This window comes from Trinickia sp. HAY1-2D, from assembly GCF_056754935.1.
On the sequence record NZ_JBPGWX010000001.1, the window covers coordinates 172058 to 198085 of the forward strand.

General features: G+C 62.5%; 19 protein-coding genes. All 19 read left to right on the forward strand.

Annotated features, from left to right (window positions below):
• The first annotated feature begins 87 nt into the window (after positions 1-87).
• Positions 88-2742: a motility hub landmark protein FimV gene (locus ACR9ZC_RS00775; protein ID WP_481578718.1), complete on the forward strand. Its 2655-nt coding sequence runs from the start codon at positions 88-90 to the stop codon at positions 2740-2742.
• A gap of 16 nt (positions 2743-2758) precedes the next feature.
• Positions 2759-3556, forward strand: a complete 798-nt coding sequence (truA, locus tag ACR9ZC_RS00780) for a tRNA pseudouridine(38-40) synthase TruA (protein WP_331568571.1) — start codon at positions 2759-2761, stop codon at positions 3554-3556.
• 1 nt (position 3557) lies between these two features.
• Positions 3558-4256, forward strand: a complete 699-nt coding sequence (locus ACR9ZC_RS00785) for a phosphoribosylanthranilate isomerase (protein WP_481578719.1) — start codon at positions 3558-3560, stop codon at positions 4254-4256.
• 61 nt (positions 4257-4317) lie between these two features.
• Entirely contained in the window at positions 4318-5511 is a 1194-nt protein-coding gene (trpB, locus tag ACR9ZC_RS00790) for a tryptophan synthase subunit beta (protein ID WP_173256639.1), read from the forward strand.
• Between the two features lie 11 nt (positions 5512-5522).
• A complete protein-coding gene (locus ACR9ZC_RS00795; RefSeq protein ID WP_481578720.1) occupies positions 5523-6431 on the forward strand; it encodes a DNA-methyltransferase in 909 nt (302 codons plus the stop codon).
• Between the two features lie 64 nt (positions 6432-6495).
• Positions 6496-7296 (forward strand): tryptophan synthase subunit alpha, encoded by an 801-nt coding sequence (trpA, locus tag ACR9ZC_RS00800; protein WP_481578721.1) that lies wholly within the window; start codon positions 6496-6498, stop codon positions 7294-7296.
• Between the two features lie 145 nt (positions 7297-7441).
• A complete protein-coding gene (gene accD / locus ACR9ZC_RS00805; protein WP_440562631.1) occupies positions 7442-8314 on the forward strand; it encodes an acetyl-CoA carboxylase, carboxyltransferase subunit beta in 873 nt (290 codons plus the stop codon).
• Positions 8311-9621: a bifunctional tetrahydrofolate synthase/dihydrofolate synthase gene (folC, locus tag ACR9ZC_RS00810; RefSeq protein WP_481578722.1), complete on the forward strand. Its 1311-nt coding sequence runs from the start codon at positions 8311-8313 to the stop codon at positions 9619-9621. The genes accD and folC overlap by 4 nt, the downstream gene beginning before the upstream one ends.
• Before the next feature lie 35 nt (positions 9622-9656).
• A complete protein-coding gene (locus ACR9ZC_RS00815; protein WP_481578723.1) occupies positions 9657-10529 on the forward strand; it encodes an SPOR domain-containing protein in 873 nt (290 codons plus the stop codon).
• 10 nt (positions 10530-10539) lie between these two features.
• A complete protein-coding gene (locus tag ACR9ZC_RS00820) occupies positions 10540-11034 on the forward strand; it encodes a CvpA family protein (protein ID WP_331568559.1) in 495 nt (164 codons plus the stop codon).
• 24 nt (positions 11035-11058) lie between these two features.
• A complete protein-coding gene (gene purF / locus ACR9ZC_RS00825; protein ID WP_331568557.1) occupies positions 11059-12606 on the forward strand; it encodes an amidophosphoribosyltransferase in 1548 nt (515 codons plus the stop codon).
• A 225-nt stretch (positions 12607-12831) separates the two neighbouring features.
• Positions 12832-14583 (forward strand): hypothetical protein, encoded by a 1752-nt coding sequence (locus ACR9ZC_RS00830; protein WP_481578724.1) that lies wholly within the window; start codon positions 12832-12834, stop codon positions 14581-14583.
• 71 nt (positions 14584-14654) lie between these two features.
• Positions 14655-15413: a hypothetical protein gene (locus ACR9ZC_RS00835; RefSeq protein WP_481578725.1), complete on the forward strand. Its 759-nt coding sequence runs from the start codon at positions 14655-14657 to the stop codon at positions 15411-15413.
• A gap of 33 nt (positions 15414-15446) precedes the next feature.
• On the forward strand, positions 15447-17072 hold the full coding sequence (locus ACR9ZC_RS00840) for a hypothetical protein (RefSeq protein WP_481578726.1): 1626 nt from the start codon (positions 15447-15449) through the stop codon (positions 17070-17072).
• Positions 17073-17102: 30 nt separating this feature from the next.
• A complete protein-coding gene (locus ACR9ZC_RS00845; protein ID WP_481578727.1) occupies positions 17103-17786 on the forward strand; it encodes a hypothetical protein in 684 nt (227 codons plus the stop codon).
• Positions 17787-17797: 11 nt separating this feature from the next.
• Positions 17798-23122: an autotransporter outer membrane beta-barrel domain-containing protein gene (locus ACR9ZC_RS00850; protein ID WP_481578728.1), complete on the forward strand. Its 5325-nt coding sequence runs from the start codon at positions 17798-17800 to the stop codon at positions 23120-23122.
• A 15-nt stretch (positions 23123-23137) separates the two neighbouring features.
• Positions 23138-23986 (forward strand): hypothetical protein, encoded by an 849-nt coding sequence (locus tag ACR9ZC_RS00855; protein ID WP_481578729.1) that lies wholly within the window; start codon positions 23138-23140, stop codon positions 23984-23986.
• Positions 23983-25053, forward strand: coding sequence for a hypothetical protein (locus tag ACR9ZC_RS00860; protein ID WP_481578730.1), 1071 nt, complete (start codon positions 23983-23985; stop codon positions 25051-25053). Before ACR9ZC_RS00855 ends, ACR9ZC_RS00860 begins: the two co-directional genes overlap by 4 nt.
• Complete coding sequence (locus ACR9ZC_RS00865) at positions 25050-26015, forward strand: fascin domain-containing protein (RefSeq protein WP_481578731.1); 966 nt, start codon at positions 25050-25052, stop codon at positions 26013-26015. Before ACR9ZC_RS00860 ends, ACR9ZC_RS00865 begins: the two co-directional genes overlap by 4 nt.
• Positions 26016-26028 lie beyond the last annotated feature (13 nt).

Here is a 26028-nt window from a genome sequence, read left to right on the forward strand (position 1 = left end):
GTTCCAACCCATGCAAAGCTGCCGTATCAGACCTTGTCCCTTTCCAAACGACATTCATGGCCGCGCCGCGAGGCGCGGAACAACCACATGACAGCACGTTCGACCTCTCGCGCGCCTGTGTTGCGGACTGATGCCGATGCGCCGTACGCGCGCGGCGCGGCCGTTGGCATCGCCACTGCCACGGTGTTCGCGATTGCGGTCGCCACGACGGTCTTCGCGTCGCCGCGGGCCTTCGCAGCCGATTCGGCGAGCGCAGCCGCGGCGGCATCCGTCCCGGGTGCCGAGTCCGCGACCCAGGTTACGGTGAAGCCCGGGCAATCGCTGAACGACGTTGCCATTGCCGTCACGCAATCGCACGATCGCGCCGTGTTGTCTCGCGCGTCGAAAGCGATTTTCGATGCGAATCCTTCCTCGTTCATGCGAGGCGATCCGAGCCTCATGAAGCTCGGTGCGATCCTCACTATCCCCCCGCTCGATTCGACGGGGGCCGTCCTTGCCCAGGCTCCCGCGCCGGGTAGCGCGCCCAGCGCTGCCTCCGCGCCTGCCGCAACTGCGGCGAGCGCATCTCGCGGCGCAACGCCTGCGCCGTCAGGCGTTGCCGCGTCGTCGTCGGGCGCCAGCGTGCCCGCGCACGGGGTGCGCCCAGAAGCAAGCGCTGCGGGTGGGGTGGTGGCGTCGCCGAACGCCGCCAGCGCGCCGGGCGAGCCGGCGGCGCCTCGGGCCGCCGCGCAGTCTCCGAACGGTGCGGCGCCGGCAAGCACTCCGGCGGCCCCGGCTGCCGGCGGCGCTCACGCCTGGACTGGGGCTATTCAGCAGGCGCCGACCGTTCCGGCGGCGTCCGAGGCATCGGGGGCTGGCGCGAGCGGGTCAGCCGCGTCCGTGCCCGGCGCCGCATCATCGACGGCAGCAGTCGCGACGGCGCCGGCTAGCGCTCCCGCAACGGCGGCACGCCCGCATCCGTTCTCGAGTCTGCAGCAGCTGCTCGCGTTCAAGAACCGCGTGTTGATGGATCTGCAACGCCACGGGTTCGGCTCGAAAGCCGCACGCGAATCGGGCAGCTCAGCGGCTGCGAGCGGCACGTCGGTTGTCGTGCCAGCGCAGGCCCCCAAGCAGACCGGGCCGGCGGCCGTGCCGGCGCCGCGTGCGCCGCAATCGGGCGAACGTTTCATCGGTATCGGCGGCTACGGCATCAGCGTCGCGCGCGCGTCCGTACCGGCGATCGCAGCAGTAGCGTCGGCTGTCGTCGCGGCATTGCTCGTCTTGATCGTTGCCCTCGCGATGAGCGGGCGCAAACGCCGTGCGGCGCGCGCGACGGCCGCGCCGGCACCGGCGTCGGGGACTGCGTCGGCAGGTGGAGCCGTCGAGCGCGAGCCCGTACCGGCGCACGCCGAGGGGCCGCGAGACCCGGTCGAGGCCGAGCACCTGTCCACGCTGGCGCGCACGCCGACGAGCAAGCGCGCACTGATGGGTCTCGCCGGACATTACGCCGAACGCGGTAACGCGCGCGGCTTCGACGAAATCGCCCAGCGCATCATGCATTTGTCGGGCGGACGGGGGCCGAATTGGCTGCATATCGCGGCGCTCGGGCGGCAGCTCGACCCGCACAATCCGCTGTACGCCATTTCCGCGGAGCAGACCGAGGATACGCTCGACGAATCGGTGGCCGGCGAAGATGTGCTGCCGCCGCATTCGGCGCGGGCTCAAAGCGACGAGCACGAGCCGGACGTCGAAGTGAAATTGTCGGGAGCCGGGTATTCGGATTTGCCGGGGCAATCGTCGATTACTGAGGCGGAGGAAGCCGAATCGAGCACGCCTGCTGGCGCCGAGGCGCCGCACGAGCCGCATGAGAACGAGGCAGCCGTCCCCCCGGCACCATCGGCCGAGCCCAGCGAAGAGGCCTCGACCGTCCAGCAGGCCGCCGGTCCGGAGGAACGGACAGTGGCAGGCATGCGCGAGCCGCGTTTCCCCGAAGAAGCGATCGCAGCACTCAACGATCTCGAGCTGGGGCTGCCGCCGCGCGTCGAAGCGGCGCCGGGGCTCGGCGCGGAACCCACGCGGCACGAGGATGGAATGGCGGATACGGGCGCTGTCGAACGGATCGAGCCTGAGTTCACGGCCGAGCCGGAAGACGCGCGCGGTCCAGAGCCGGAGCAGGAACCGCACGATGCCGAAGCGCATCTCTCTGCGCACGACGCCGAACCCGCGCACCCGCCCGGATTCGCGGATCATGTCGAGCACGAGCACGAGCACGAGCACGAGCACGAGCACGAGCACGAGCACGAGCACGAGCACGAGCACGAGCACGAGCACGAACCGGAACCCGATCTCGGTCGCGACCCCGAGCCTCACGCGGCGTCCGCGTCCGAAGCCATTGGCGAACCCGAATCCCCGCCAAAGACCGAGCATGAGCCGACCCACGAGCCGGTCGCGTCCGCGGCCATGCCCCCTGCCGTAGCCGGTCTCGGGGCGGCGCGTTTCGGCCCGCTCAAGCTCGCATTCGACCTGGACCTGCCGGCTGACGATTCAACCGGGGCCGCGGCGTCGACACCGCCGCAACCCGCGTTCACCCCCGAAGAGATTGCGAGGATCGCACGCAACAAGCTCGAGCTGGCGGCTGAATATATCGAGCTCGGCGATCTGGGCGGTGCACGCACGCTGATCCATGAGGTGATCGAATCGAACGATCCGGCGACGCGAGACGAGGCGCGTGCGCTGCTCGCGACGCTCGCGCCGCTTTCCTGAAGGACCGCGTCCGCCAATGCGCATCGCTCTGGGCATCCAATACGACGGCACGGCATTCAACGGCTGGCAATCGCAGCCGCACGGCAAGACCGTGCAGGACGTGCTCGAGCGCGCATTGGCCGAGTTTGCGCGTACGCCGCTGCAGACCGTCGTGGCCGGGCGAACCGATACGGGCGTGCACGGCCTCGGGCAGGTCGTTCATTTCGATACCGAACTCGATCGGACGGCATTTTCATGGGTGCGGGGCACGAACGCGTTCTTGCCGCGCACGGTAGCCGTGCAATGGGCGAAGCCCATGCCGGATACGTTTCACGCGCGGTTTTCCGCGTTCGAGCGCACCTACTACTATGTGTTGCATGTGCATCCGGTGCGCTCCCCGATGCTTGCGGGCCGCGCAGGCTGGATCCATACGCCGCTCGACATCGACGCGATGCGCGAGGCGTCGCGATGTCTGATCGGCGAGCACGATTTTTCGGCGTTTCGTTCGTCCGAGTGTCAGTCGAAAACGCCGGTCAAGCATCTGTATCAGATCGACATCCGGGCCGCGGGCGAGATCGTTCATTTGCGTTTTCGAGCCAACGCGTTCCTGCATCATATGGTGCGCAACCTGATGGGTTGCCTCGTGGCGGTCGGGCGGGGGCGCTATCCCGCCGCCTGGATGGCCGATGTGCTGGCGAGCCGGGACCGCGGCCGCGCAGCGCCCACTTTCATGCCCGAGGGGCTTTATCTGGCGCGCGTGGGATATCCCGAGCCGTTCGCGGTGCCGCCCGCGTCGCTCGGCAGCATGCCTTTCGGCGGTATTTGGAGCGAATGACATGAACTCAACGACAGCCGCCTCGCCGGAACCGGCAGGCCACACGCCGCATCGCACCCGCATCAAGCTGTGCGGGCTGTCGCGTCGCAGCGATATCGCGCTCGCGGTCGAGTTGGGTGCCGATGCGATCGGCCTCGTCTTCTACCCGCCGAGCCCGCGGGCGGTCGGCGTGGCCGAGGCGATCGACCTCGTGGCGGGATTGCCGCCTTTCGTGACGGCCGTTGGGCTGTTCGTCAACGCCACCGAGGAATGGATCGGCGAAGTGACCAGCAACGTGCCGCTTGGCATGCTGCAGTTCCACGGCGACGAGACGCCGGGGCAATGCGAACGGCTCGGCAACGTCGCCGGTTTGCCGTGGCTGCGCGCGCTACGCATCGCGGCCGAGACAACGCCGGCCGATTTGGTAGAATCGGCGCTTAACTATTCAGCAGCCGGCGGCCTGCTTTTCGATACCCATGTCGAAGGCTATGGCGGCGGCGGGAAGACTTTCGATTGGTCACTTATCCCTGCAGAGCTCGCGCGTCGGGCCGTTTTGAGTGGTGGGTTGAACGCGCAAAACGTCGGTGAGGCGATTCATCGCTTGCGCCCGTATGCGGTCGATGTCTCCAGCGGCATCGAAGTGCCGGGCGCCAAGGGCATGAAGGATCCTGCCCGAATGGCGGCATTCGTGCGCGCGGTGCGCGAGGCGGATGCTCAGTGAATCGACGCGGCGCGGCAAAGCCTTCAGCGGCCCGCGCGCCGCTTCTGCAAGAGTGACGAATATGTATAACCTTCCCGATCAGCAGGGCCATTTCGGCCCGTATGGCGGCACGTTCGTGGCCGAGACACTCGTTCACGCGCTCGATGAGCTGCGTGCTGCCTATGAACATTTTCGCCAGGACCCGGCGTTCATCGCCGAGTACGAGCGCGAGCTCAAATACTTCGTCGGCCGTCCTTCTCCGATCTATCACGCGCAGCGCTGGAGCGAGCTGCTCGGCGGTGCGCAGCTCTATTTGAAACGCGAAGATCTGAATCATACCGGCGCCCACAAGATCAACAACGTGATCGGTCAGGCGCTGCTGGCCAAGCGCATGGGCAAGGCACGTGTCATTGCCGAAACCGGCGCCGGCCAACACGGCGTGGCCACGGCGACGATCGCGGCCCGCTTCGGCATGGAGTGCGTCGTCTACATGGGCGCGGAAGACGTACGCCGGCAAGCGGCCAACGTCTATCGGATGAAGTTGCTCGGTGCGACGGTCGTCCCGGTCGAATCGGGTTCGCGCACGCTCAAGGATGCGCTCAACGAGGCGATGCGCGACTGGGTGACCCATGTCGAAAACACGTTCTACATCATCGGCACGGTGGCCGGGCCGCACCCGTACCCGATGATGGTGCGCGATTTCCAGCGCGTGATCGGCGATGAATGCCGCGTGCAGATGCCCGAGCTGACCGGCCGCCAGCCCGATGCCGTGATCGCGTGCGTCGGTGGCGGCTCGAACGCGATGGGCATCTTCTATCCTTACATCGACGATACCGCCGTGAAGCTCATCGGCGTCGAAGCAGCGGGCGATGGGCTCGAAACGGGGCGCCACGCCGCATCGCTGATCGGCGGCAGCCCCGGCGTGCTGCACGGCAACCGCACGTATTTGCTGCAGGACGACGACGGGCAGATCATCGAAACGCATTCGGTCTCGGCGGGGCTCGATTACCCGGGCGTCGGCCCCGAACACGCGTGGCTCAAGGATAGCGGCCGGGCGCAGTATGTCGCGATCACCGACGAAGAGGCGCTCAAGGCGTTTCACGACTGCTGCCGCATCGAAGGGATCATCCCGGCGCTCGAATCGAGCCATGCGCTCGCCTATGCGGCCAAGCTCGCCCCCACGCTGGCGCGTGACAAGTACCTGCTCGTGAACCTGTCCGGTCGCGGCGATAAGGACATGCACACGGTGGCCGAGCGCTCGGGCATCCGCTTTTAGAGCGCGCCGCGATGCGTGAGGTGATCGACGACTTCGAGGAGCCGCAGCCCGGCGCGGGCGGCACGCCCATGCCGGCGCCGGGCCGGGCGGCCGACCGCCCGCTGGCGGCCGCGCATGCGGCCCATGCGGGCATCGAGCTGCACAACCGCGATTTTCTGGTCGATGCGGCGAATCTGCCCGATGCATCGGTGGACCTCATCGTCGCCGATCCGCCTTACGCGCTCGGCAAGGACTACGGTAACGACTCGGACATGCTGACGGGTGAGGCATTCCTCGCCTGGACGCGCTGCTGGCTGGAGCTCGCCATCCCGAAGCTCAAAGCGACGGGTTCGCTCTACGTTTTTTGCACCTGGCAGTACGCGCCCGAGATTTTCTCGTTTCTCAAGACCAGGCTGACGATGGTCAACGAGATCATCTGGGACCGACGGGTGCCGAGCATGGGCGGCACGACGCGGCGTTTCACTTCGGTGCACGACAATATCGGGTTTTTCGCGGTATCGAAGCAGTATTACTTCGATCTCGATCCCGTGCGGATTCCGTACGACGCCGCAACGAAGAAAGCGCGTTCGCGCAAGCTGTTCGAAGGCAGCAAGTGGCTCGAGGTCGGCTATAACCCGAAGGATGTCTGGTCCGTGTCGCGCTTGCATCGCCAACATGCCGAGCGTGTCGATCACCCCACGCAAAAGCCGCTCGAGATCGTCGAGCGCATGGTGCTCGCGAGCTGTCCGCCGGGCGGACGCGTGTTGGACCCGTTCATGGGCAGCGGCACGACGGCCGTGGCCTGTGCGCGTCACGGACGCGAGTTCGTCGGCTACGAGATCAACGAAACTTATTGCGCAATCGCGCGCGAGCGTGTGGGTGCGGTCAGGGGCGAGCCTTTGGCTGCAACCGCCGCGGTGCCTGAGTCGATGCCCCGATGACCCGCGGTGCCGATTCGTTCACGCCCTCGGCACGACCGGCGCAACCCTTATAAGAGAACTCATCATGTCCCGTATTGAAAAAACATTCGCGGCGCTTGCCGAGCAAGGCCGCAAGGGGTTGATCCCGTTCATGACGGCGGGCGACCCCGATCCCGCCCGGACGGTCGAATTCATGCACGCGTTGGTGGCGGGCGGCGCCGATGTCATCGAGCTCGGCGTGCCGTTTTCGGATCCGATGGCCGATGGCCCCGTGATTCAACGTTCGTCGGAGCGCGCATTGGCGCGAGGCGTCTCGTTACGCAATGTGTTGGACGACGTGAAGCGCTTTCGCGAGCGCGACAGCGAGACCCCCGTGGTGCTGATGGGCTATGCGAATCCGATCGAGCGCATGGGCACGGCGGCGTTCGCGACGGCCGCGACGCAAGCCGGTGTCGACGGCGTGCTCGTCGTCGACTATCCGCCCGAGGAGTCGATCGATTTCGCGGCGGCGATGCGCTCGGCCGGCATCGATCCGATCTTCCTGCTTGCGCCGACTTCGACGGACGAACGCATTGCATCCGTCGGCAAGGTGGCGAGCGGTTACGTCTACTACGTCTCGCTCAAAGGAGTGACGGGGGCGGCAAATCTGGACGTTTCCAGCATCGCGAGTAAAATCCCGGCCATCAAGTCGCATGTTCGGCTGCCGGTCGGCGTGGGTTTCGGCATCCGCGATGCCAGTACGGCTCGCGCGGTGGCCGAGGTTTCCGATGCCGTCGTGATCGGCAGCCGTATCGTGCAATTGCTCGAAGAAACACCGCCCGAGGCCGCCGCGAGCGCGCTGACGGCGTTCGTCGCCGAGGTGCGTCGCGCCCTCGACGGACAGTAGCCGCGAAAAATCACAAATGGGGCGGGATCTTTTCCGGTCCACGCGACGCGCGAGCGGTGCCCGAAGAATGCCAAGAACGTTAACCGACGCCGGCCTGCCCGAGACGGGGCAGGCCGCGGCCGGGAGACCATTGAAAGGAACGAGTATGAGCTGGCTCGACAAACTGCTGCCACCGAAGATCAAACAGACCGACCCGAAAAGCCGCAAGGGCATTCCGGAAGGGCTCTGGGTGAAATGCCCCTCGTGCGAAGCGGTGTTGTATCGCAACGACGTGGAAGCGAATCTGCATGTTTGCCCGAAGTGCAGCCATCACATGCGCATTGGCGCGCGGGCGCGACTCGATGCACTGCTCGATGCCGAAGGCCGCTATGAAATCGGTCAGGAGATCGTCCCGGTCGACGCGCTCAAATTCAAGGACAGCCGCAAGTACCCGGACCGCATCAAGGATGCGATGGACGACACGGGCGAAACCGACGCGATGGTGGTCATGGGCGGTGCCATTCATACGCTGCCGGTCGTGGTCTCCTGCTTCGAGTTCGCGTTCATGGGCGGCTCGATGGGTTCGGTCGTCGGCGAGCGCTTCGTGCGCGGCGCTCAAAATGCGCTCGAGCAGCAGGTGCCGTTCATCTGCGTGACGGCGTCGGGCGGCGCCCGCATGCAGGAAAGCCTGTTGTCGCTGATGCAAATGGCGAAGACGACGGCCATGCTGACGAAGCTGTCCGAGGCCAAGCTGCCGTTCATTTCCGTGCTGACCGATCCGACGATGGGCGGCGTGTCGGCCAGTTTTGCGTTCCTGGGGGATGTGGTCATCGCCGAGCCGAAGGCGCTGATCGGCTTTGCCGGCCCGCGCGTGATCGAGCAGACAGTGCGCGAAAAACTGCCGGAAGGGTTCCAGCGCGCCGAATTCCTGCTGCAAAAAGGTGCGATCGACATGATTATCGACCGGCGCAAGCTGCGCGAAGAGCTGGCGCGGCTGATCGCTTTGCTCACGCGCCAGCCGGCGGATGCGGTCGCGTGACGACTTACGCCAGTCTCGACGCCTGGCTCGCGCATCTCGAGTCGGCGCATCCCGTCGGCATCGACATGGGGCTTGCCCGGATCGGCAAGGTCAAGGAGGCGCTCGGCCTCACCTTCGCGTGCCCGGTCATCACGGTCGGCGGCACGAACGGCAAGGGCTCGACCTGCGCGATTCTCGAATCGATTCTGCTGCGCGCCGGCTATAAGGTCGGATGCCATACGTCGCCGCACTTGCTCGAGTTCAACGAGCGCGCTCGCATCAACGGGGAAAACGCGGCCGATGCCGTGCTGCTGCCGCATTTCGAAGCAGTCGAGGCGGCACGCACGAGCCTGCCCGAGCCGGTTTCGCTGACCTACTTCGAATTCACGACACTCGCGATCATGCATCGCTTCGCGGCGAGCGGGCTCGATGCGGTGATTCTCGAAGTCGGGCTCGGCGGGCGGCTCGATGCGGTCAATATCGTGGATGCCGATTGCGCGGTGGTGACGAGCATCGACCTCGATCATGTCGACTATCTCGGCGATACGCGCGAGAAAATCGGCTTCGAGAAAGCCGGGATCTTCCGGGGCGGCAGGCCGGCGATCTGCGCCGATCCCGCGCCTCCGCAGACGCTCGTCAACCACGCGGCCGCTATCGGCGCCGAGCTGTGGCTCTTTGGACGCGATTTCCGCTACGAAGGCCAGGCCGGCAGCGAGCGCCAGCAATGGAGCTACGTCGGACCGACGATGCGACGCTCCGCGCTCGCCTATCCGGCGTTGCGCGGCGCGAACCAGCTGATCAACACATCGGCGGCGCTGGCTGCGCTCGAGGCGCTGCGCGAGCGGCTGCCCGTTTCAGCGCAGGACGTGCGCCTCGGACTGGCCAACGTCGAATTGCCGGGACGCTTTCAGGTGCTGCCCGGACGGCCGGCGATCGTGCTCGACGTCGCCCACAACCCCCACGCGGCTGCCGCGCTTGCGCAAAACCTCGGCGGCATGGGCTTTTTCCGCTACACCTATGCCGTGTTCGGAGCCATGCGCGACAAGGATATCGCCGGTGTCGTCAAGCATCTGAAAGGTGAAGTCGACCACTGGTGCGTGACGGATCTGCCGACACCGCGCGCCGCTTCGGCCGAAGCGCTCGAAGCCGAATTGCGCGGCCTGGGCATCGCGGATGGGCCCGACAGCAGCGTCAAGCGCTTTGCAACGCCGGCGCTGGCGTTCGAAGATGCCGTAAGCCGAGCGACGGACGATGATAGAATCGTGGTTTTCGGCAGTTTCTTCACGGTCGGCGGCGTGATGGCCTACCGCAAGTCGCGGCAACATTGACCGGATTCGGGCGCGGGCCAGGATTTCAGCAATTCATGGGACTTTTTTCGTTCGGCAATAAAGACGACGCGCCGCGTCGGCGTGGCGCCAATGTCCGATCGGCGCGCACCGAAGGCAGCCGCCGTCGCACCGAGCGCGCGGCCGATGCGGACGCGATGCTGCTCGATCCCACACTTCCCGAAAAGCAGCGTGCTCGGCGCCGGCTCGTCGGCGCAATTGCGCTCGTGATCGGGGCCGTCGTGGTTCTGCCGATGGTGCTCGATTCGCACCCGAGGCCCGTAACTGACGATATCGCCATCGATATCCCCAACCGCCCCGCCACGGTGCCCTCGCATGCAAACGACGATACGGCTCGCAAACGCGACGTGACGGCGGACGTGGCACCGGATAGCGCGAGCGGCGCGGCTGCCGCAGCGGCAAGCTCGTCGGCGGCGCGCTCTGCAACCCGCGCCGAGGAAACCGGCGGCTCGGACAAATCCACTCCATCCGACAAATCGGACAAAGCGGCGCAACCCGCCGTGAAATCGGCCGGTGCGGCCCGTAGCCAAGGTTCCTCGAAAGGCGCTGGGTCGGCCGCAAAGACCTCGTCCGGCAAAGAGGCCACCGCCGCGGCCGATGCCGCGAACGCGACGACGAACGAGCCGAATACCGGTTCGGCAGCGGCAACGGCCGCGCCGGGTGCGCGCTTTGCGGTGCAGCTCGGCGTATTTGCCGACGACGCGAACGCGAAGCGGTGGGAAAGCAAGCTCAAGGCGGCCGGCGTGCCGGCCTATATCGAACATCGCAAGCAAGCGGATGGCTCGACACGCTCGATGCTGCGCGCCGGGCCGTTCGCCGATCGGGCGGCGGCGTCCTCGGCCATCGCCAAGGTGCGTGAAGCCGGGCTGACGGCCAATTCGGCGCAGTGACGGCGTGGCGATGCTGACTGCGTTCGATTATGCCGCGCTGGCCGTGATCGGCCTGTCGGCGCTGCGTGGCGCGTGGCGCGGCCTGCTTGCGGAGGTATTTGGGCTGATTGGCTGGGTGGCGGCATTTTTTGTGGCCAGCCGCTATGTTGGGGTCCTGGTGCCCTATATTCCAGCTAACTGGCCCGGTGGCGCGTTGACGCAGTGGTTATTGGCGTTCGCGGCGGTCATGGTGGGCGTGGTGCTCGTCGCCGGCATCGTGAGCGCGCTGATTTCGCGCCTCGTTGCGGCAAGCGGGTTGGACGGCGTGGACCGTTCGCTCGGCATGATGTTCGGGATCGTGCGCGGGATCTTGCTGGTTCTCGTGCTCGTCGTGCTGGCGGGGTTGACCGATCTGCCGAAACAGGAATTCTGGCGTAACGCTTTGCTGCGGCCCTATGCCGTGGAAGGCGTGCACAAGCTGAAACCGCTGCTTCCCGAGGCGCTTGCTCAGTACGTGCGAATCTGATTTCGTATCTTTGAAGGACCTGCCATGTGCGGCATCGTAGGCGTAGTCTCTCACTCTCCCGTCAACCAGCTGATCTACGACAGTCTGCTGCTTTTGCAGCATCGCGGCCAGGACGCAGCGGGCATCGCGACGGCGAACGGCAGTACATTCCACATGTCGAAAGCCAACGGAATGGTCCGCGACGTGTTCCGCACGCGCAACATGCGCAGCCTGCCGGGCACTTCGGGCATCGGGCAGGTGCGCTATCCGACGGCCGGCTCGGCATCGAGCGAAGAGGAGGCCCAGCCGTTTTACGTGAACGCGCCTTTCGGCATCATCCTCGCGCATAACGGCAATCTCACGAATTGGCAGCAGCTGAAAGACGAGATGTTTCGTATCGATCGGCGCCACGTGAACACGAATTCCGACACCGAAGTCTTGCTGAACGTGCTCGCACACGAGGTGCAGCTTGCGACGTCGGGTCTTCAGCTCGACCCGGCGACGGTTTTCAAGGCCGTTGCCGGCGTGCATCGCCGCGTACGCGGCTCCTACGCCATCGTTTCGTTGATCGCAGGCTACGGCCTGCTTGCCTTCCGGGATCCGTTCGGCATTCGTCCGCTTTGCATCGGCAAGCTCGAAACGGATGAGGGCGTCGAGTGGATGGTGGCCTCGGAATCGGTTGCCGTCGAGGGCATCGGCTTCGAATTCGTGCGCGATGTTGCGCCCGGCGAAGCGATCTTCATCGATCAGGAAGGCCGGCTGCACGCTCAGCAGTGCTCGGACAAACCCAGCCTCAATCCCTGCATCTTCGAATACGTCTATCTCGCGCGGCCCGATTCGGTGCTCGATGGCGTGCCGGTCTATAACGTGCGGCTGCGCATGGGCGATTATCTTGCCGAAAAGATCAAGCGCGAGTTGCCCGATGTGCCGATCGACGTGGTCATGCCAATTCCCGATTCGTCGCGGCCTGCGGCGATGCAGGTGGCCGCGAAGCTCGGCATCGAGTATCGCGAGGGTTTTTTCAAGAACCGTTATGTCGGCCGCACGTTCATCATGCCCGGTCAGGCTGTGCGCAAGAAATCGGTCCGCCAGAAGCTCAACGCCATGGCGATCGAATTCAAGGGCAAGAATGTGCTGATCGTCGACGATTCGATCGTACGCGGCACGACCTCGCATGAAATCGTCCAGATGGCGCGCGATGCGGGCGCGAACAAAGTCATCTTTGCCTCCGCGGCACCGCCGGTGAAGTTTCCGAATGTCTACGGCATCGACATGCCCACGCGCGGCGAGCTCGTCGCGCATGGCCGTACGGATGATGAAGTCGCGAAGATCATCGGCGCGGATCACCTCGTTTATCAGGATGTCGAAGCGTTGAAGCAGGCGGTGCGCGATATCAATCCGTCGCTTGCGCGTTTCGAGGCATCGTGTTTCGATGGCGATTACATCACCGGCGATATCACGACCGAATATCTCGACGTCATCGAACGCGCACGGACGGAGCCGGCATCGCAAGCCGACCGCGACTCGGCTGGGGATGTCAACGACAGCACCGTGACACGGTCCCAGTTGCATTTGCAGTTGTCGGTGGAGTGAGTCGGACCGGGATCATACCCGGGCCGTTCGCCTGAACGATTTCAACGAAGCCCGCTTCGGCCAATGCCGAAGCGGGCTTTTCTCATGTATGGCGCTGCATTTCCAGTCCGGCCGGATCGTAGGCGATTGCGCCGCGAGTCTCGCGCCGGTCGCCGGACTCCGCAAATAACGATCCTATTAAAACCGTTGGGATAGATCCACTTCAACCGGATGTATCGTGGTTCCATGCCGTCGAAAATCGGCGCCGGGCCTGGAATCCGCGCAGGCTCGCTCCAGCAAAAGAATTGCTGGCAGACCTTTCCGGAGATCGAGAAAATGGAAGACCAACAAGTGGAATCTAACGGTTCGACGAGCGCAACGATCGAGCACCGGGCCGCTACGTCGAATGCGCCAGGCGGCAACCCCCTCGGCGATCCGACACCTCGCGTTGATACGGTTGTGTACGAAGGGCAGAAAGTGCCGATCAGTATCAACACGAATAACCTGGCCGGCGATAGCTATACCGACGTCCAATTCTGCGTGGCTGTGGATGACGAGAAGCATCCATTGCAGAATCCCGATGGTATAAGCCCGACGGGCACTGCGGTCCATCCGGATTCGATGGGTAAGTTGATTCAGCCAGTGATTTCCAATCAATCAGATTATGGAATCGACATTGTTATCCAAGGCAAAGGGGGCGAAATTGCGACTTGGAACGTCTATATCACGGGGAGTGGGGCAACCCCCCCGACCCCGCTGAAATATAATCCCGACGTCCAATATGTAACGAAGGATGTGTCTCTCAACCCGCTTTGGGCGTATGAATTCTTGCTGCCGGGAAACAATACGCAGGCGACGAACGATGACGGTCTGCACATAAGCGCTTACCAGGTCATGGACGAAACGGGCGCTGCGGTGCAGAAGCCGTTTTCCGCGAGAATCTTCCTGAGCCCGGGTAGCGAGCAAGCTGATCTGACGTGTCTCCACTTCTTCGACGCAAGCAAAACCGAAATTCGCCCCACTGCCGACAAGCAGTCGGTGTGGATCGATAGCGACGCGCAGGGCGTACTCGACTTCTACGTTACAGCGAATACGCCGCTCACGAGCTGGAACCTCGTGACGCTGACCATGGACGTCGGAACGGAGGGCATCGTCCTTCCGGGGCTGATCATCGTCGACCTCGCACAAGTTCCGAAGGATGCGCAAGTGGATCCCCCGGCGATCGACGGGGCGAGCGGTCAGGTCAACATCGACCCGTCCGGTCCGCCGATGGGTGTCATTGTGCCAAGTACCACCATTTCGAATGGGCAAATACACGTCGACGATACATTGTTCCTCGGCGTCAATGGAACCGTCCTGCCGGAAACGGGAAAGAAAGTCGTGCCCAACGATAAAAATTTGATCCTGAGTAACCAGCCATTTTTTCAAATCGCTCCAAGTTTGTTGAACTATTCGAATACGGGTGGCGATAACAAGATGCTAATTTTGATCGTCAGGCCGGAAAATGGGGCGGTCAAGTCGACAGAATACACGTTCTCTGCATTTGGGGATGAAGGTGATTCTGGAACTGTCTCGCCATTCCCGGTTGGGGATCAGAAATTTCCTCCGTTGAGCATTGTCGAGTTTAACGCGGGCCATGTCATCAATGCGCAAGATATCAAAAATGGTCTTACCGCAAAAATCAGCTGGGCGTCATGGTTGCCTCAATACAAGCCCCGCTTGAATGACACGTTTACGATCTATGGTCTGATCGCGGGATATGATCGCTTTAGTAATTTTACGCCTGTGATCTTTAATGTTACGAGTCTCCCTGTAACGCAGGACAATCTCAACAGTGACTCTATCGAGACGCGGATCGACTCGCCTAGCCTGCGAGGATGGAGCGTTGGTCCTAATGGAGAGAAATCCACCATCATTTTCCAATTCAAGGCGGGCAACGAATACTCGAAAGCAACGCCTCAATACACGATCTATACGCTCCGTGCCGGCGGGGTATGACAAACGTATGCGGTGCGGCCTGCAATCGAGGTCTTTTGACGTCGGCGGCTGCACTATTGACGGGGCGGATCATGAGAGTTGCGTTCAACGGTCCGGGCGTGGGCCAGAACACCTTGTTGTCGCCGCCGGGTCTGCCGCAGGCCCAAGGCGGGATCCTCGATCTCGGGTCGCCGGACATCACGGCCGAGGGTGCCATAAAGGTAGAGATACCGGCCTACGCGCAGCTCGGATGGGGCGATCGCGTAACGGTCGTATTCAGAGATGAATACGACAGGTCGATCGTCAGACTCGCATATCTGCCGAATCCGGCGCAATTCAAGGACGAAGCGTACGTCGCCGAAGTGCGTGTACGTCCGTTATCGGCGTTGGCGTCCGGCAGCTATCACGTTGCGTATTCGGTTGCGAGCCGGACAGGAAACATCTCGAACTCGGAGGCGATCCCGGTGACAGTCACCCATTCGTCGTATGCCGGTGGCGGGCCCGTGACCACCGTCGGTACGGCATTTTTTGGCACCTATGTCTGCGGCGTGATCGGTAGCTGGGTCGTGCCCGCGGACTATTCGCTCTCGACGAATAGCGACATAGTCGTGCGTTCGTTGAACGGATTAGCTCCGCCTGGGGCGACCACCACCGACGTTCGGTTGAAGATTCAACGAATTCCTCCCGATGGTGGGACCGAGTCGATTGCCGTCGTGCAATCGAGCGACGGCAATGAATGGACGGTGAGCGCGGTGGGCAACACGAATGTCGACCTTCATAAAGAGGACCTCATTTCCATCGAACTAGATGGGGTGAGTAACGCGCGCTTCTTCGTCGCACTGGCGCTATAGCGGAGCAGGTTTTTCATTTTCGACGAGAGATTCATGCCGCTGACGCTTACAACGGATTGCCCTTCGCAGGAGACCGGCGGGGAATACGCCTTTTACAACTATCAACGCGTGATATTGACGGCAACGCTCGATCACGCGGAAGGCGACATCGTCGACGGTACGCTCGTCTATTTTTCGCACGTTGGCGAATACGAGCAGCTGCAGCCGGTCGGCAACGATTGGATGCCCGTGGACGGTGAGTTCGCTGTCGGTGTGCCGCTACTGAGAGCGCCCGATGCCGGAGAAAAATGGTACGCAAAACTGGTTGTTCGGGTGACAGGCCGGGATCTCGGGAATGGCTTGACCTACGCCTATCTCGACAACAGCCGTCGATCCGCCGATCTGCCCTATACGATCAACCCTGTTTCCTGCGTCTGCCCGAGCTACATCGACGGATTCGGGCTGGCTTATCCCGAAGAGAATCAATCGTCCGACTTCTGGCTCGATTATGCCGAGCAGGATCAGTCGCCCGATAACCCAGGCAACAACTATCTCTACTATCGCTTTCAAGTCACCGATCCCGAAAGCCAGGTGGGCCTGCCCAACGTCTTCGTGCGGGTGACCTCGAGCATGTCCACTCCGGAGTTGATCAAGGGCAGGCAGATTCTCTTGTACGACCGCTATAGCGGAGCGCGCGCGCTGAACGGCGATGCGGCTTATGACGACGACTCCGTCTACCTCTATACCGACGATAACGGCGTGGCTGAGCTCTATCTGTGTCCGAAGGGCAAGACCTCGAGTATCGGTGCGTTGACGTACCAGATCGGGACGAACGCAGGCGGATTGGGACCTTATCTGATCGTCGATCCGAATGCTCAGTGGTCGTCCCTCGAGTCGCCTCAGACCGACGACCCGGTTCAACTGAGCGGGCCCTCCTACGAGTTGGCGGACATCCCTCAATACATGGACATCGGTGCGGATCAATGGCTCTTCCTGCTTTGCAACGGCAGGTTTCAAAGCTCGAAAAGGCTACGGCAAGCAGACATCGGGGGCGACGCCGACATTACGATGCCGTTCCAGAATTCCGTGCTGCGCTCGCAGACGGCCCCGTTCGACGACGCCACGCGAAATTCGATGATCTATGTCGTTTATAGCCTGGTCATACGCGTATCGAGCAGTTGGGACTTCAACGCAGCAGGTACGCCTCCGCCCGCATCGTCCAATGACGAAGGGAATCGAACGCTGAATGCGCCGCAGCTTCGCGAGAGCCTGGACGGTTGGCCCATCAACGCCGCGCTGCTGTCGCGCGAATTGCATATCCGTGTGCCACTCGATCAGGCACAAATCGAAATCGGCGATGAAATTCGTATTCACATCTATTTGAACGCTTACCGGCGCGGTTCGGATGAACCGCTGGGTGTATCCCTCGGCGGCCCGTTCAATTGGTATGTCACGCGGTTCGACATCGAGAACGGGTTCGTCGAGTGGCCGTTCCTGCCGCAGCCGTTCTGGGGCCTGGGCCAGGAGCAGTCGACGGGCGACGTCGGAACGATCCGTGTGAATTACGACGTGGTGCGCGGCACCCACGTGGAAATAAAACGCATCGCCTATTCGTCTCAGGACCTTTTGATCGGCATCGACACCATTTTGCCGAACGGATACACCGCCGAGCTGTTTTGACGAAGTGATCGATTCCGTCATGGGGGAACAGTGAAAATCGAAGCCAACGCTGCACTGCCATCGGTCCGGCTTTTTCAAGCCACGGACGGCGTGCTCGATCTGCAGCGCCTCAATCCGCCCAACCCCGATATCGTCAACGACCCTGGCGACCCGGTGGTGGTCAGCGTTCTCGTGCCGTACGGGCAAGGAGGAGAAGTCGTCGTTTGGTTCGGCGACAAGAGCCAGAATTTTCCGGTTAACGATTCGAAGCGCGCCGTACAGGATATCTGCTTTACCAAGGATCGATTGCCGGCACCAGGGCAGTGCTACGACGTTTATTACGAATTCGGCGGGAAGCGTTCGGAGCCCGTTCAAATCACGCTGATCGATTCGGGCGAGCGGCCTCCCGTCGTGGCGCGTCACACGTGCAGCCTCTTTGGCACCTACGCCAAAGGCGTTGTCGCGGCCTGGGTGATCCCTGCGCCGCGGACATTGACGAGTGCCGATCCGGTCATTCGCTCGGTTCCAGGCGGCAGCCCATCGGAAGGCGCCAGCCTTGCGCTGCTTTTGCAGTCGGAAGCGAGCCAACCCGTCCGGATCGGCGAAATCGTTTATGGGCACAGCGAATGGTCGATCACGCTCGATCAAGAGGTCATGCAACTGAACCGTTCGGATGTTTTGGCCTTGCAGGCCAGTGCCGATCGGACCTTTCTGAATTTTTCTCTCGACGTGTAGCACGACCTGCAATGCGGAACAGAACCCCACATCGTCAACGATTGAAATATAGCGCGCTCTTTGCATCGCTGATTTCAGCCGGCGTGGTCTATACACCGGCACGAGCGGCATGCACGAACGGGTACACGTGGGTCGGCAATTCGGTAACGAGCAATCTAGGCGTGTGCCAGGCGGTCTATTTCGGAGACACGCGGACGCAGAACCTTTTCTCGAACGACGACACGGGGACGACGATTACCGCGAGCGGCGACGACATGTACACGGATCAGCGTGGACCCAACGCCGGCGATGGTGCGTCGGCCGTTGCGACGTTCATCGCCGTCAACTCGAATTCGCTGAACACGGCGATCGAGTTGCAGGGCTCGCAAAAGATCGTGGGTCTCGCCACGAGCGGTACGGAGACCGGGATATCCGTCGGCGGCTCGAGTGCCGGTTCGACGGCAGCGTTATTGCTGAACGGCGCGGACTTGCAGATCAACCTGCTAACGCGCGCGGGAACCGGCATTTTCATTTCGGGGAATGGTGTTGCTCCATTGGCTGGGCCCTATTCGGCGTCTGCCACGCTGACGGGGGGCACGAAGGTGGCAATCGATGCCACGCTTCTAGGCATCTACGTGGAGAAAGGCGGGGCATGGAACGGCAACGATCCGACGGGCTCGTTGACGATCGGCGCGGCGATCTCGCCCAACGACGGGATCAAGCTGGTGAACGCGGGCAGCTTCGTGTCCACTTCGAGCATCAACGTCACCGCCAATCACAGTGGCATATCGGTGGGCAACGCCGAGCGGTTCTCGTTGGACGGCGGAGACCAGACGAGGAGTGCGGTCAATGTTCTCGGCTGGAGTGCGAGCGGGACATACGCTTACGAAACCGGGATCGACTATTCCGACGCGGGGATAGCGACGGGACTCGTCAAGAACGTGACGATCAATATGCTCGATACCGGAGCCAACGGCTTTTACGGCAACGGCTACGGCGTCAATATGCAACAGGGCAGCCTCGCGCTCGATCACGTGACGATCAATTCGCAAAATATCGACGGTGCGGCAGTGACCGGTATCGGCGGTACGCTGAATGCCACAGCGCTCACGATCAACGCGCAGGGGAAGGGAACGGCGGGCATTCAGTCCGAGCGTCACTCGCCCAATTCGATGTCGTTCACGCTTGGCGGTGCGACGACGAACACGGTGCAAACAAACGGCGACGCCGATCCATCGAGTACGGCATTCGGCAACTATAAATACGCAGCGGGCATCAATCTGCTCGACGGGACCGTCAATGTTTCGAATACGAACGTCATCACGACCGGGACGCAGGCCTATGGAATCTATCTAAGTCAGGGGAGACTCGATGCTCACTTGTTCGCGGGGCCAGGAACGGGAGTCAGCATTCAAACGAGCGGGGCGGGTGCGGACGGTGTGGTTTACAACCCGCAGAATGCGAATACGGCGGGGTTTTCCGTCGCGTTCGATCCGAGCACGAAGATTTCGACAACAGGCGAGAACGCCAATGGCTTTGCGGCTGACGGCGAAAACCTGAACCGTACGACGAGCCCGTTCTCGCTCTCGTTCGATTCTCTCGGCCTCGATTTCGCGAGCTTTTCGCTTTCGGGTGCCGGCGCGGCGGCAATCGACGCACGCAACGGCGCGGAGGTCGTGCTCGGTACGGGCAATCTCGGCGCGGCGACGCTATCGCCCGGTGCGTTCGGCGCCAAGGCCGAAGCGCTCGGCAAGGTGACGTTCACCAACGCTACTCGCACCGGTGGCGCGGCGCTGTGGGCAGCGCAAGGCGGTACGCTTGCCTTCAATGGAACGTCGGATGCGTCAGGCTCGACGATCGTTCTCGATCAGGGCGCGAACTCGCAAGGTGGCGGGCTGCTGGATCTCAGCAGCCGGAGTTCCGATCTGACGGTCGGGCTGCTCGAATCGAATGGTTCGGGCGCGCTCAATGGCGTCGTCAATTTGGGTAGCAACAGTCTTGTCCTCGACGGCGCCGGAGTCGCATCGCCGTTTCAGGGAACGATTCAAGGCTCGGGTGGACTGACGATGGCCGGTACCGGCACGCAGGTCCTATCCGGTGCCCATGTGTTCGATTACACGGGTGCCACCCGCATTCAGAGCGGCACGCTTGCTGTGCAAAACGCCGCGATCGGCAAAGACGCGGCCGGCAACTGGAAAGTGTTCCAGATCGGTGCTCCGGGGCAGCCAGGCGGCACGCTCGATGTCAGCGACAACGGCGGCGTGTTCGAGTTGGGCGGCATTTCCGGCGCAGGCACGGTCAAGCTCGGCACGATGGGCAGTCCCGTTTCGACGCTCGCGCTGGCGGATGCCGGTACGAGTCTGTTCTCCGGGACGATCGCGGGCGATGGCGGCGTGACGCTGCAAGGCGGCACTCAAACATTCTCCGGTTCGAATGTCTTCGACTACACGGGTGAAACCCAGATTGCCGGGGGCACGCTCAAGGTCGGCGGGGCCGGCGGCAACCACGTGGCATCGAGCCTCTTCCGTTTTACATCGACGGGCGGCACGCTCGACGTCAGCGGCGGTGGCTTCACATTGGGCGGCATCGCTACTGACGATGGCGCCGCGAATGCAACGGTCACGCTCGGCAGCCCGAGCGCACCGGCGAATTTGACGATAGCGGGATCCGGCAACTACGCCTATGCCGGCACGATCTCGGGCACCGGCGATATCGTCAAGAGCGGCACGGGTGTCCAGACCCTTTCCGGCACTGCCGCCTTTGCGAACACCGGCAAAACCGTCGTGCAAGACGGCGTGCTCGAGATCCGAAACATCAGCAATCCGGCGCAGTTCAATTACACGGTCGAGTTGAACGGTGGCTGGCTCGACCTATCGGACAGCTCGTTCGATCCAACCGGTGCGACGGCGACGCAGTGGGCCCAATTGCATGTCACCGATGGCGCGAACGCGGCGCGCGGCGGCATTCTCGCCGGCAACGACAAGATCACGCTGGGCCAGAACGGTGCGGATCAAAGCGAAGCGGCACAGATCGGCGGGGACGGCTCGAACGTGAACCAGCAGGGTGTGTTCGTCGTCAAGTCGGGCTCGAATACCGTCACGCTCGCGGGCGATAACCATTACGTCGGTTACACACGTATCGCCGGCGGGACCCTGAAGGTCTCGCAAGACAGCAATCTCGGCGAGACGAATTGCTCCGTGAGCACCGCATGCGAGCGCGAGGTGATACTCGACGGCGGCAACCTCGAGATTGCCGGCGACTTCACGTCGCAACGTCAACTCCAATTGCGGCAAGACGGCCAGGTTCGCGTCGATGCACCAGGCGTGGCAGCGACGACCGCCACGTTAGGTAGTGTCGCGGGCGAGGACAGGACGCTGACGAAAACCGGCGCAGGCACACTGGTTTTGACAGGCGAAAGCTTCCTCGGACACGCGGATGTGCAGCAAGGGGCGCTCGACTTGGGGCCGGCCGTCGTCGATGCCACGAAGATGGCCGGCTCGAACGCGATCACGCAAGCCGAGGGTACGACGGTCAACGTCACGAGCGGCGCCATTTCGAGCGCGACCGACGCCATCGTGGCCAATGGAACGAGCACGGTCAATCTGTCGAGCGGGACGACGGTGACGGCGGGCGTGGGCAGTGCGCTGTATCGCGTGACCAGCGGAACGGGCACGCTGAACGCGACCTCCGTCGAATTGACCGGCCTCTTGCAGGCGCAGGGGGCGGGCAGCCAGCTCGCGCTTCATCTCGCGGGAGGCAGCGTCTATACCGGCACGCCGAGCGTGGTCAACGGCGCAACGGCGAGCTTGTCGACCGATGCCACGAGTACCTGGAACGCGACCGGGGATGCGGCGCTGACCGGGCTCGACAATCAAGGCACGATCGTCTTTGCGGATGCAGCCGCTACAGGACAAGGCGTCGGCCGCGCGGCAATGAAGGCCGCGCAGACGAGTGAGCCGGCTTATCACGCCATTACGGTCGACGGCAATTACACCGGCGGCGGTACGGTGAAGATGCGGACCGATCTGAGCAACATTGCGACGGCTGGGAATCCCAATACCGACCGTTTGCTGATCTCGGGCAGCGCAAGCGGGCAAACCACGCTCAGCGTATCAGTCTCCGGAAGCGGTGCCATCGTGGCACCTGCGTCCACCGGACAGCCCACGTCGACGCAAGGCATCTCGCTCGTGCAGGTCGGCGGGTCCGCCGGTGCGAATTCGTTCAAGCTGGCGGGCGACTATGTCGCCGTACCGGGCAGCCCGTTTCAGTATCGGCTTTTCTCCTACGGTCCAAGCGGCGAGGGTCTGCCTGATTACACGCAAAGTGCCTTGCCTGCGGGCCAGGCGCAGCAGTGGGACTATCGGCTCGAGGCTGCCTATGACGATCCGACGCCCACGTCGGGGCGGCTCGCGCTCGTTCCTCAAGGCAGCACCTATCTGACTGCGCCGCTCGCGCTCCAGCATTACGAGGCGACGATCGTCGACAACTTGTATCGCCGCCTCGGCGATATTCGTCATGGCGTGTCCGATCCCAGCGGCGCTGAGGCCGAAGTCTTTGCGCGAACGATCGATTCGCGCAGCGCTTATCACAGCGACCTACCGTATCAAAGCTACGGATTCAACTTCAACCAAACCATTACCGCGCTGCAATTCGGCGGCGATTGGCTGCACCGATCGAGCCCGGACCACGACATGCGTCTCGGCGTTGCTTTCACGCTGGGCCACACGTCGGTGACGCCGCAGGCCGCAGCGGCGAGCGCGAGTACCGCCTCCATCGACACCTACGGGCTTGCGCTGACGGGCACATGGCAGCGCCACGATGGGTGGTATGTCGACGGGGTCCTGTCGGTCGGGCGGTACGTCGGTACGGTGAACTCGGAGCAGCGAGGCGAGGTGGGCCGCATTTCGGCGAATGGATACGACGCGTCGGTGGAGACCGGGCGCACGTTCGATTTGCCCTATGGCATCGAGATGGAGCCGCACGTGCAGTGGCTCGCTCAAGCTATCCAATTCGACAGCGGAAAGGATAAAGACGATGTCGTCGACTCGACGAGCGATCTCTTCGCATTGACCGGGCGGCTCGGCGTGCGTTTTTCCGTGGCTGCTCCAGGAACGCTTTCGTGGAGACCGTATATGCGCGTCGATCTGCTGCACACCTGGATGAATTCGCCGAAGGCCACGTTGTCGGGCCAATCGTTCGAGATCGGCAAGCCCGGCAGTGCGATGGAGCTCGGCATCGGTGCAACGGGCATGCTCACGCCGGCACTGTCGATCTACGGCGAATTTTCCGGAAGACAGCGGCTCGGGCGCGGATTCAGCGATATCGGCGCAACGTTGGGCGTGCGTTATTCGTTTTGAGCGAGGAGATCATCGATGTTGCCAATTGCCACAAAGAACGACTTGGGTGCGGTGAAGATTGGGGCAGGGCTGCAAACGGATGACGCCGGGACATTGAGTGTGGTCGACGAGCGCAGCGCTGGCAGCGTGTTGTCGATGATCGTGACGTACGGCAGCCCCCGAGCCGATCCTTCGATGGCCACGTGGCTTCCGGCCAACATCGTCAGCGTGTATGGACCGCCGGGGCTGCCGGTGCTCGTTACCGTGACCGACGGTGCCACGCTCGTCGACCCCGATCCCGGCTCGGCCGACATGAAATCGCTGCAGCTCTCGGCTCGGGGTACGGCGCAGGCTCAGGTCCAGCTCGCAGCCGGGTCCGGCGACCGTGCGGTATCGGTCGTTGCCGCACCCTATATCCAGCCCGCGGACGTAGTCGGCGCCGAATTGCTTGCGGCGCTGGCCGTCGCCGGCCCCGTGCAATGCCCAGCGTTCTTTTATCCGACGATGCATGATGCGTCATGGACATTCTTCGGGGCGTTCGGCTATACGCGAGGCGCACCGAGCGATGGCGTTACCCCGTGCGTGGTTAGCGTGTTTGTGAACACTTCCTTGAACAATGCAAATGACATCACGCAGCTCCAGATGAAAGTGACCAGCGGCGACGCGGTGTTCGATAAAGGATTGCGAACTGCCAGTCCCACAATAACCTCGGTGGCGCAGGATGTCGGCCTTGCAACGGCGAATATTTACAGCGCGTCGCCGGGGGTTTCGACGATCGAGGTTTCCGTACCCAACGATGTTTTTCCTGACAAGGCGCTCGTCTATGTGTCATTCGTCGCACCGCCTGTCGATGAAGCAATCATGCATGAATCGGAGGATGTGTGAACGACGACCGCGATTTGCAAATCAAGCTCGATATCCGAAACGATCCTCAACCTGCCGATGACACGAGCCTCATCTGGATCAGAGCGCAAGTCTATACGGTTGTCGGAAGCGAGACGTATATTCCGCCGCCGCAGGACGTGACGTTCGAAATCGAAGATGGCGGCGAGGGACAAAGCAATGCCGAGTTCGTGGGCACCGGCACGAAGCAAGCCCATGGAAAAAGCAATGAAACGACAGGCTGGACCTCGTGGCAGTACTTCAAGAGTGCGCAGGACGGGCCTGGTACCGTGAAGGCGTCTCTGACCGCGAATACGAACGTGTTCGATACAAAGCACTTTTCGTTCGTGCCGGCCATCGGCACCTTGCCGTCGGGCGGCATTCTGGAAGTGTTTGGGCAAGCCTATTATTGGACGAGCGAGTTCAGTTACGTGCCCACGATCATCGGCGCATACGCTCCGAGCCGTTATTCCGCATCCGGGTTTTGTTTCGAGCCGGCCGGGAAAAACGCGGTCAAGATTCGTGACTCGCGCAACCGCTACGTGAACGTTGGCCCAGGGAATTCTTTCCTCAGCATGGAGGGGCCGGGAACCGCTTTCACGGTCGGGTTCGTAAAAGGTCAGAACGCCGTTATCACGCTCGAGGCGAACGGCCGTTACGTCTGTGCATACTGGGCCGGAAACGACGGTTGGGATGGCTTCAATCTCCTCGCGAATGGCACGAATCCCGACGATCAGGCAGCGCTTTTCCAGGTTCAGCCTCAGCCCGTGCCGCCCTACAAGCTGACGATCACGAAGTGTCCTGCTTCGATGAGAGTGGGCGAGAGCGCCGACGTATCGGGCACGCTGACCGGGTTGAACGGGCCGGTGGCATCGGCCGTTTGCAACGTGAACTATCGAAACACGCTCAAGGGTCCGTCGACGACGCAGTGCACCGATGGCAAGTTTTCGTTTACGGTTACCGCGGATGCGATGCCCGATCAATCGGAGGCCCTCGTGGCCGTCAACTATCAGACGCCCGACTATACGGCGGCCGACGGGAGATGGATCAAGATTACGGGGCAAGTATGAACGACGATCGAACGAAATTCCTGTCGGGATCCGCACCAAGGCTTACGTCCGCACCGGCATCGCGTACCTTCGCGATCCACCTGAAGGGAACGCCGTACTACTGGTCCTGCTCACAGGACCTGTTTACGCCGGGCAAGATTGTTGCTGACGCAACGAGTCCGACCGACGCGCGAGCCAAATTCACGTTGGAGATCGTACGGCAGGTAGCGCCAGACGTTCACGCAGTGAAGATTCGCGACGACAAGGGATGCTACGTCAAGGTGGAGAGCAACGTTCTCTACGCGACTGGGCTCGACGCGACGATCTTCCGGATGGCGACTATCGATGGCTCGACAGTCAGGTTTCAGCAATCCAACGATGGATATGTGTACGGAATCGCAAATGGCGCTGATGACGCCTATGACCTCTACGCGGACGGGCAAGGCGGCGACGGGGAAGTCATCGATTTCGTGCTCGTCGATACGACGATGCCGACGTCGATCACGCTCCAGTCAGTTCCGCTCCAACTGGTTCTGCATGGTTATGCATCGGATTTTGGGTTAGGCAATGTCATCGCCGCCGACACGGTTGCCGATCCGACAGACAGCGTGTTTCAGGCCGTTGACGTCGGTGGCGGAAACATTGCGCTGAAGGCAAGCAACGGTCAGTTCATAGGTGCGTTCGATGGATCGTACAACCCGCATAAGCCGGTTTTTGTCTTCAATAAGGTGATGTGCGCGAACGTGGAATCGATTGACGATCCCAATGCCTTGGTGCGCGTCGACGCCATCAGTGGTGATCGCGGATATGGAAGTGTCGTGAGGCTCTTTCACCAACAGTCGGGCATGTATTACAAAGTGGTTTTACATGGAAGCGATTACTGCGTCCAGGCCATAACGACCGACCCCGATGATGTTTTCACGCAGTTCCATATCGGGAACCCGGACGCCGTACCGCCCGCAAGCGAAGATTCGGACGATTAGCATGGCCGCGGGG

Coding starts and splice junctions, on each gene's coding strand:
- ACR9ZC_RS00775 (WP_481578718.1), top strand. CDS start 88: ATGACAGCACGTTCGACCTCTCGCGCGCCTGTGTTGCGGACTGATGCC.
- truA (WP_331568571.1), top strand. CDS start 2,759: ATGCGCATCGCTCTGGGCATCCAATACGACGGCACGGCATTCAACGGC.
- ACR9ZC_RS00785 (WP_481578719.1), top strand. CDS start 3,558: ATGAACTCAACGACAGCCGCCTCGCCGGAACCGGCAGGCCACACGCCG.
- trpB (WP_173256639.1), top strand. CDS start 4,318: ATGTATAACCTTCCCGATCAGCAGGGCCATTTCGGCCCGTATGGCGGC.
- ACR9ZC_RS00795 (WP_481578720.1), top strand. CDS start 5,523: ATGCGTGAGGTGATCGACGACTTCGAGGAGCCGCAGCCCGGCGCGGGC.
- trpA (WP_481578721.1), top strand. CDS start 6,496: ATGTCCCGTATTGAAAAAACATTCGCGGCGCTTGCCGAGCAAGGCCGC.
- accD (WP_440562631.1), top strand. CDS start 7,442: ATGAGCTGGCTCGACAAACTGCTGCCACCGAAGATCAAACAGACCGAC.
- ACR9ZC_RS00815 (WP_481578723.1), top strand. CDS start 9,657: ATGGGACTTTTTTCGTTCGGCAATAAAGACGACGCGCCGCGTCGGCGT.
- ACR9ZC_RS00820 (WP_331568559.1), top strand. CDS start 10,540: ATGCTGACTGCGTTCGATTATGCCGCGCTGGCCGTGATCGGCCTGTCG.
- purF (WP_331568557.1), top strand. CDS start 11,059: ATGTGCGGCATCGTAGGCGTAGTCTCTCACTCTCCCGTCAACCAGCTG.
- ACR9ZC_RS00830 (WP_481578724.1), top strand. CDS start 12,832: ATGCCGTCGAAAATCGGCGCCGGGCCTGGAATCCGCGCAGGCTCGCTC.
- ACR9ZC_RS00835 (WP_481578725.1), top strand. CDS start 14,655: ATGAGAGTTGCGTTCAACGGTCCGGGCGTGGGCCAGAACACCTTGTTG.
- ACR9ZC_RS00840 (WP_481578726.1), top strand. CDS start 15,447: ATGCCGCTGACGCTTACAACGGATTGCCCTTCGCAGGAGACCGGCGGG.
- ACR9ZC_RS00850 (WP_481578728.1), top strand. CDS start 17,798: ATGCGGAACAGAACCCCACATCGTCAACGATTGAAATATAGCGCGCTC.
- ACR9ZC_RS00855 (WP_481578729.1), top strand. CDS start 23,138: ATGTTGCCAATTGCCACAAAGAACGACTTGGGTGCGGTGAAGATTGGG.
- ACR9ZC_RS00865 (WP_481578731.1), top strand. CDS start 25,050: ATGAACGACGATCGAACGAAATTCCTGTCGGGATCCGCACCAAGGCTT.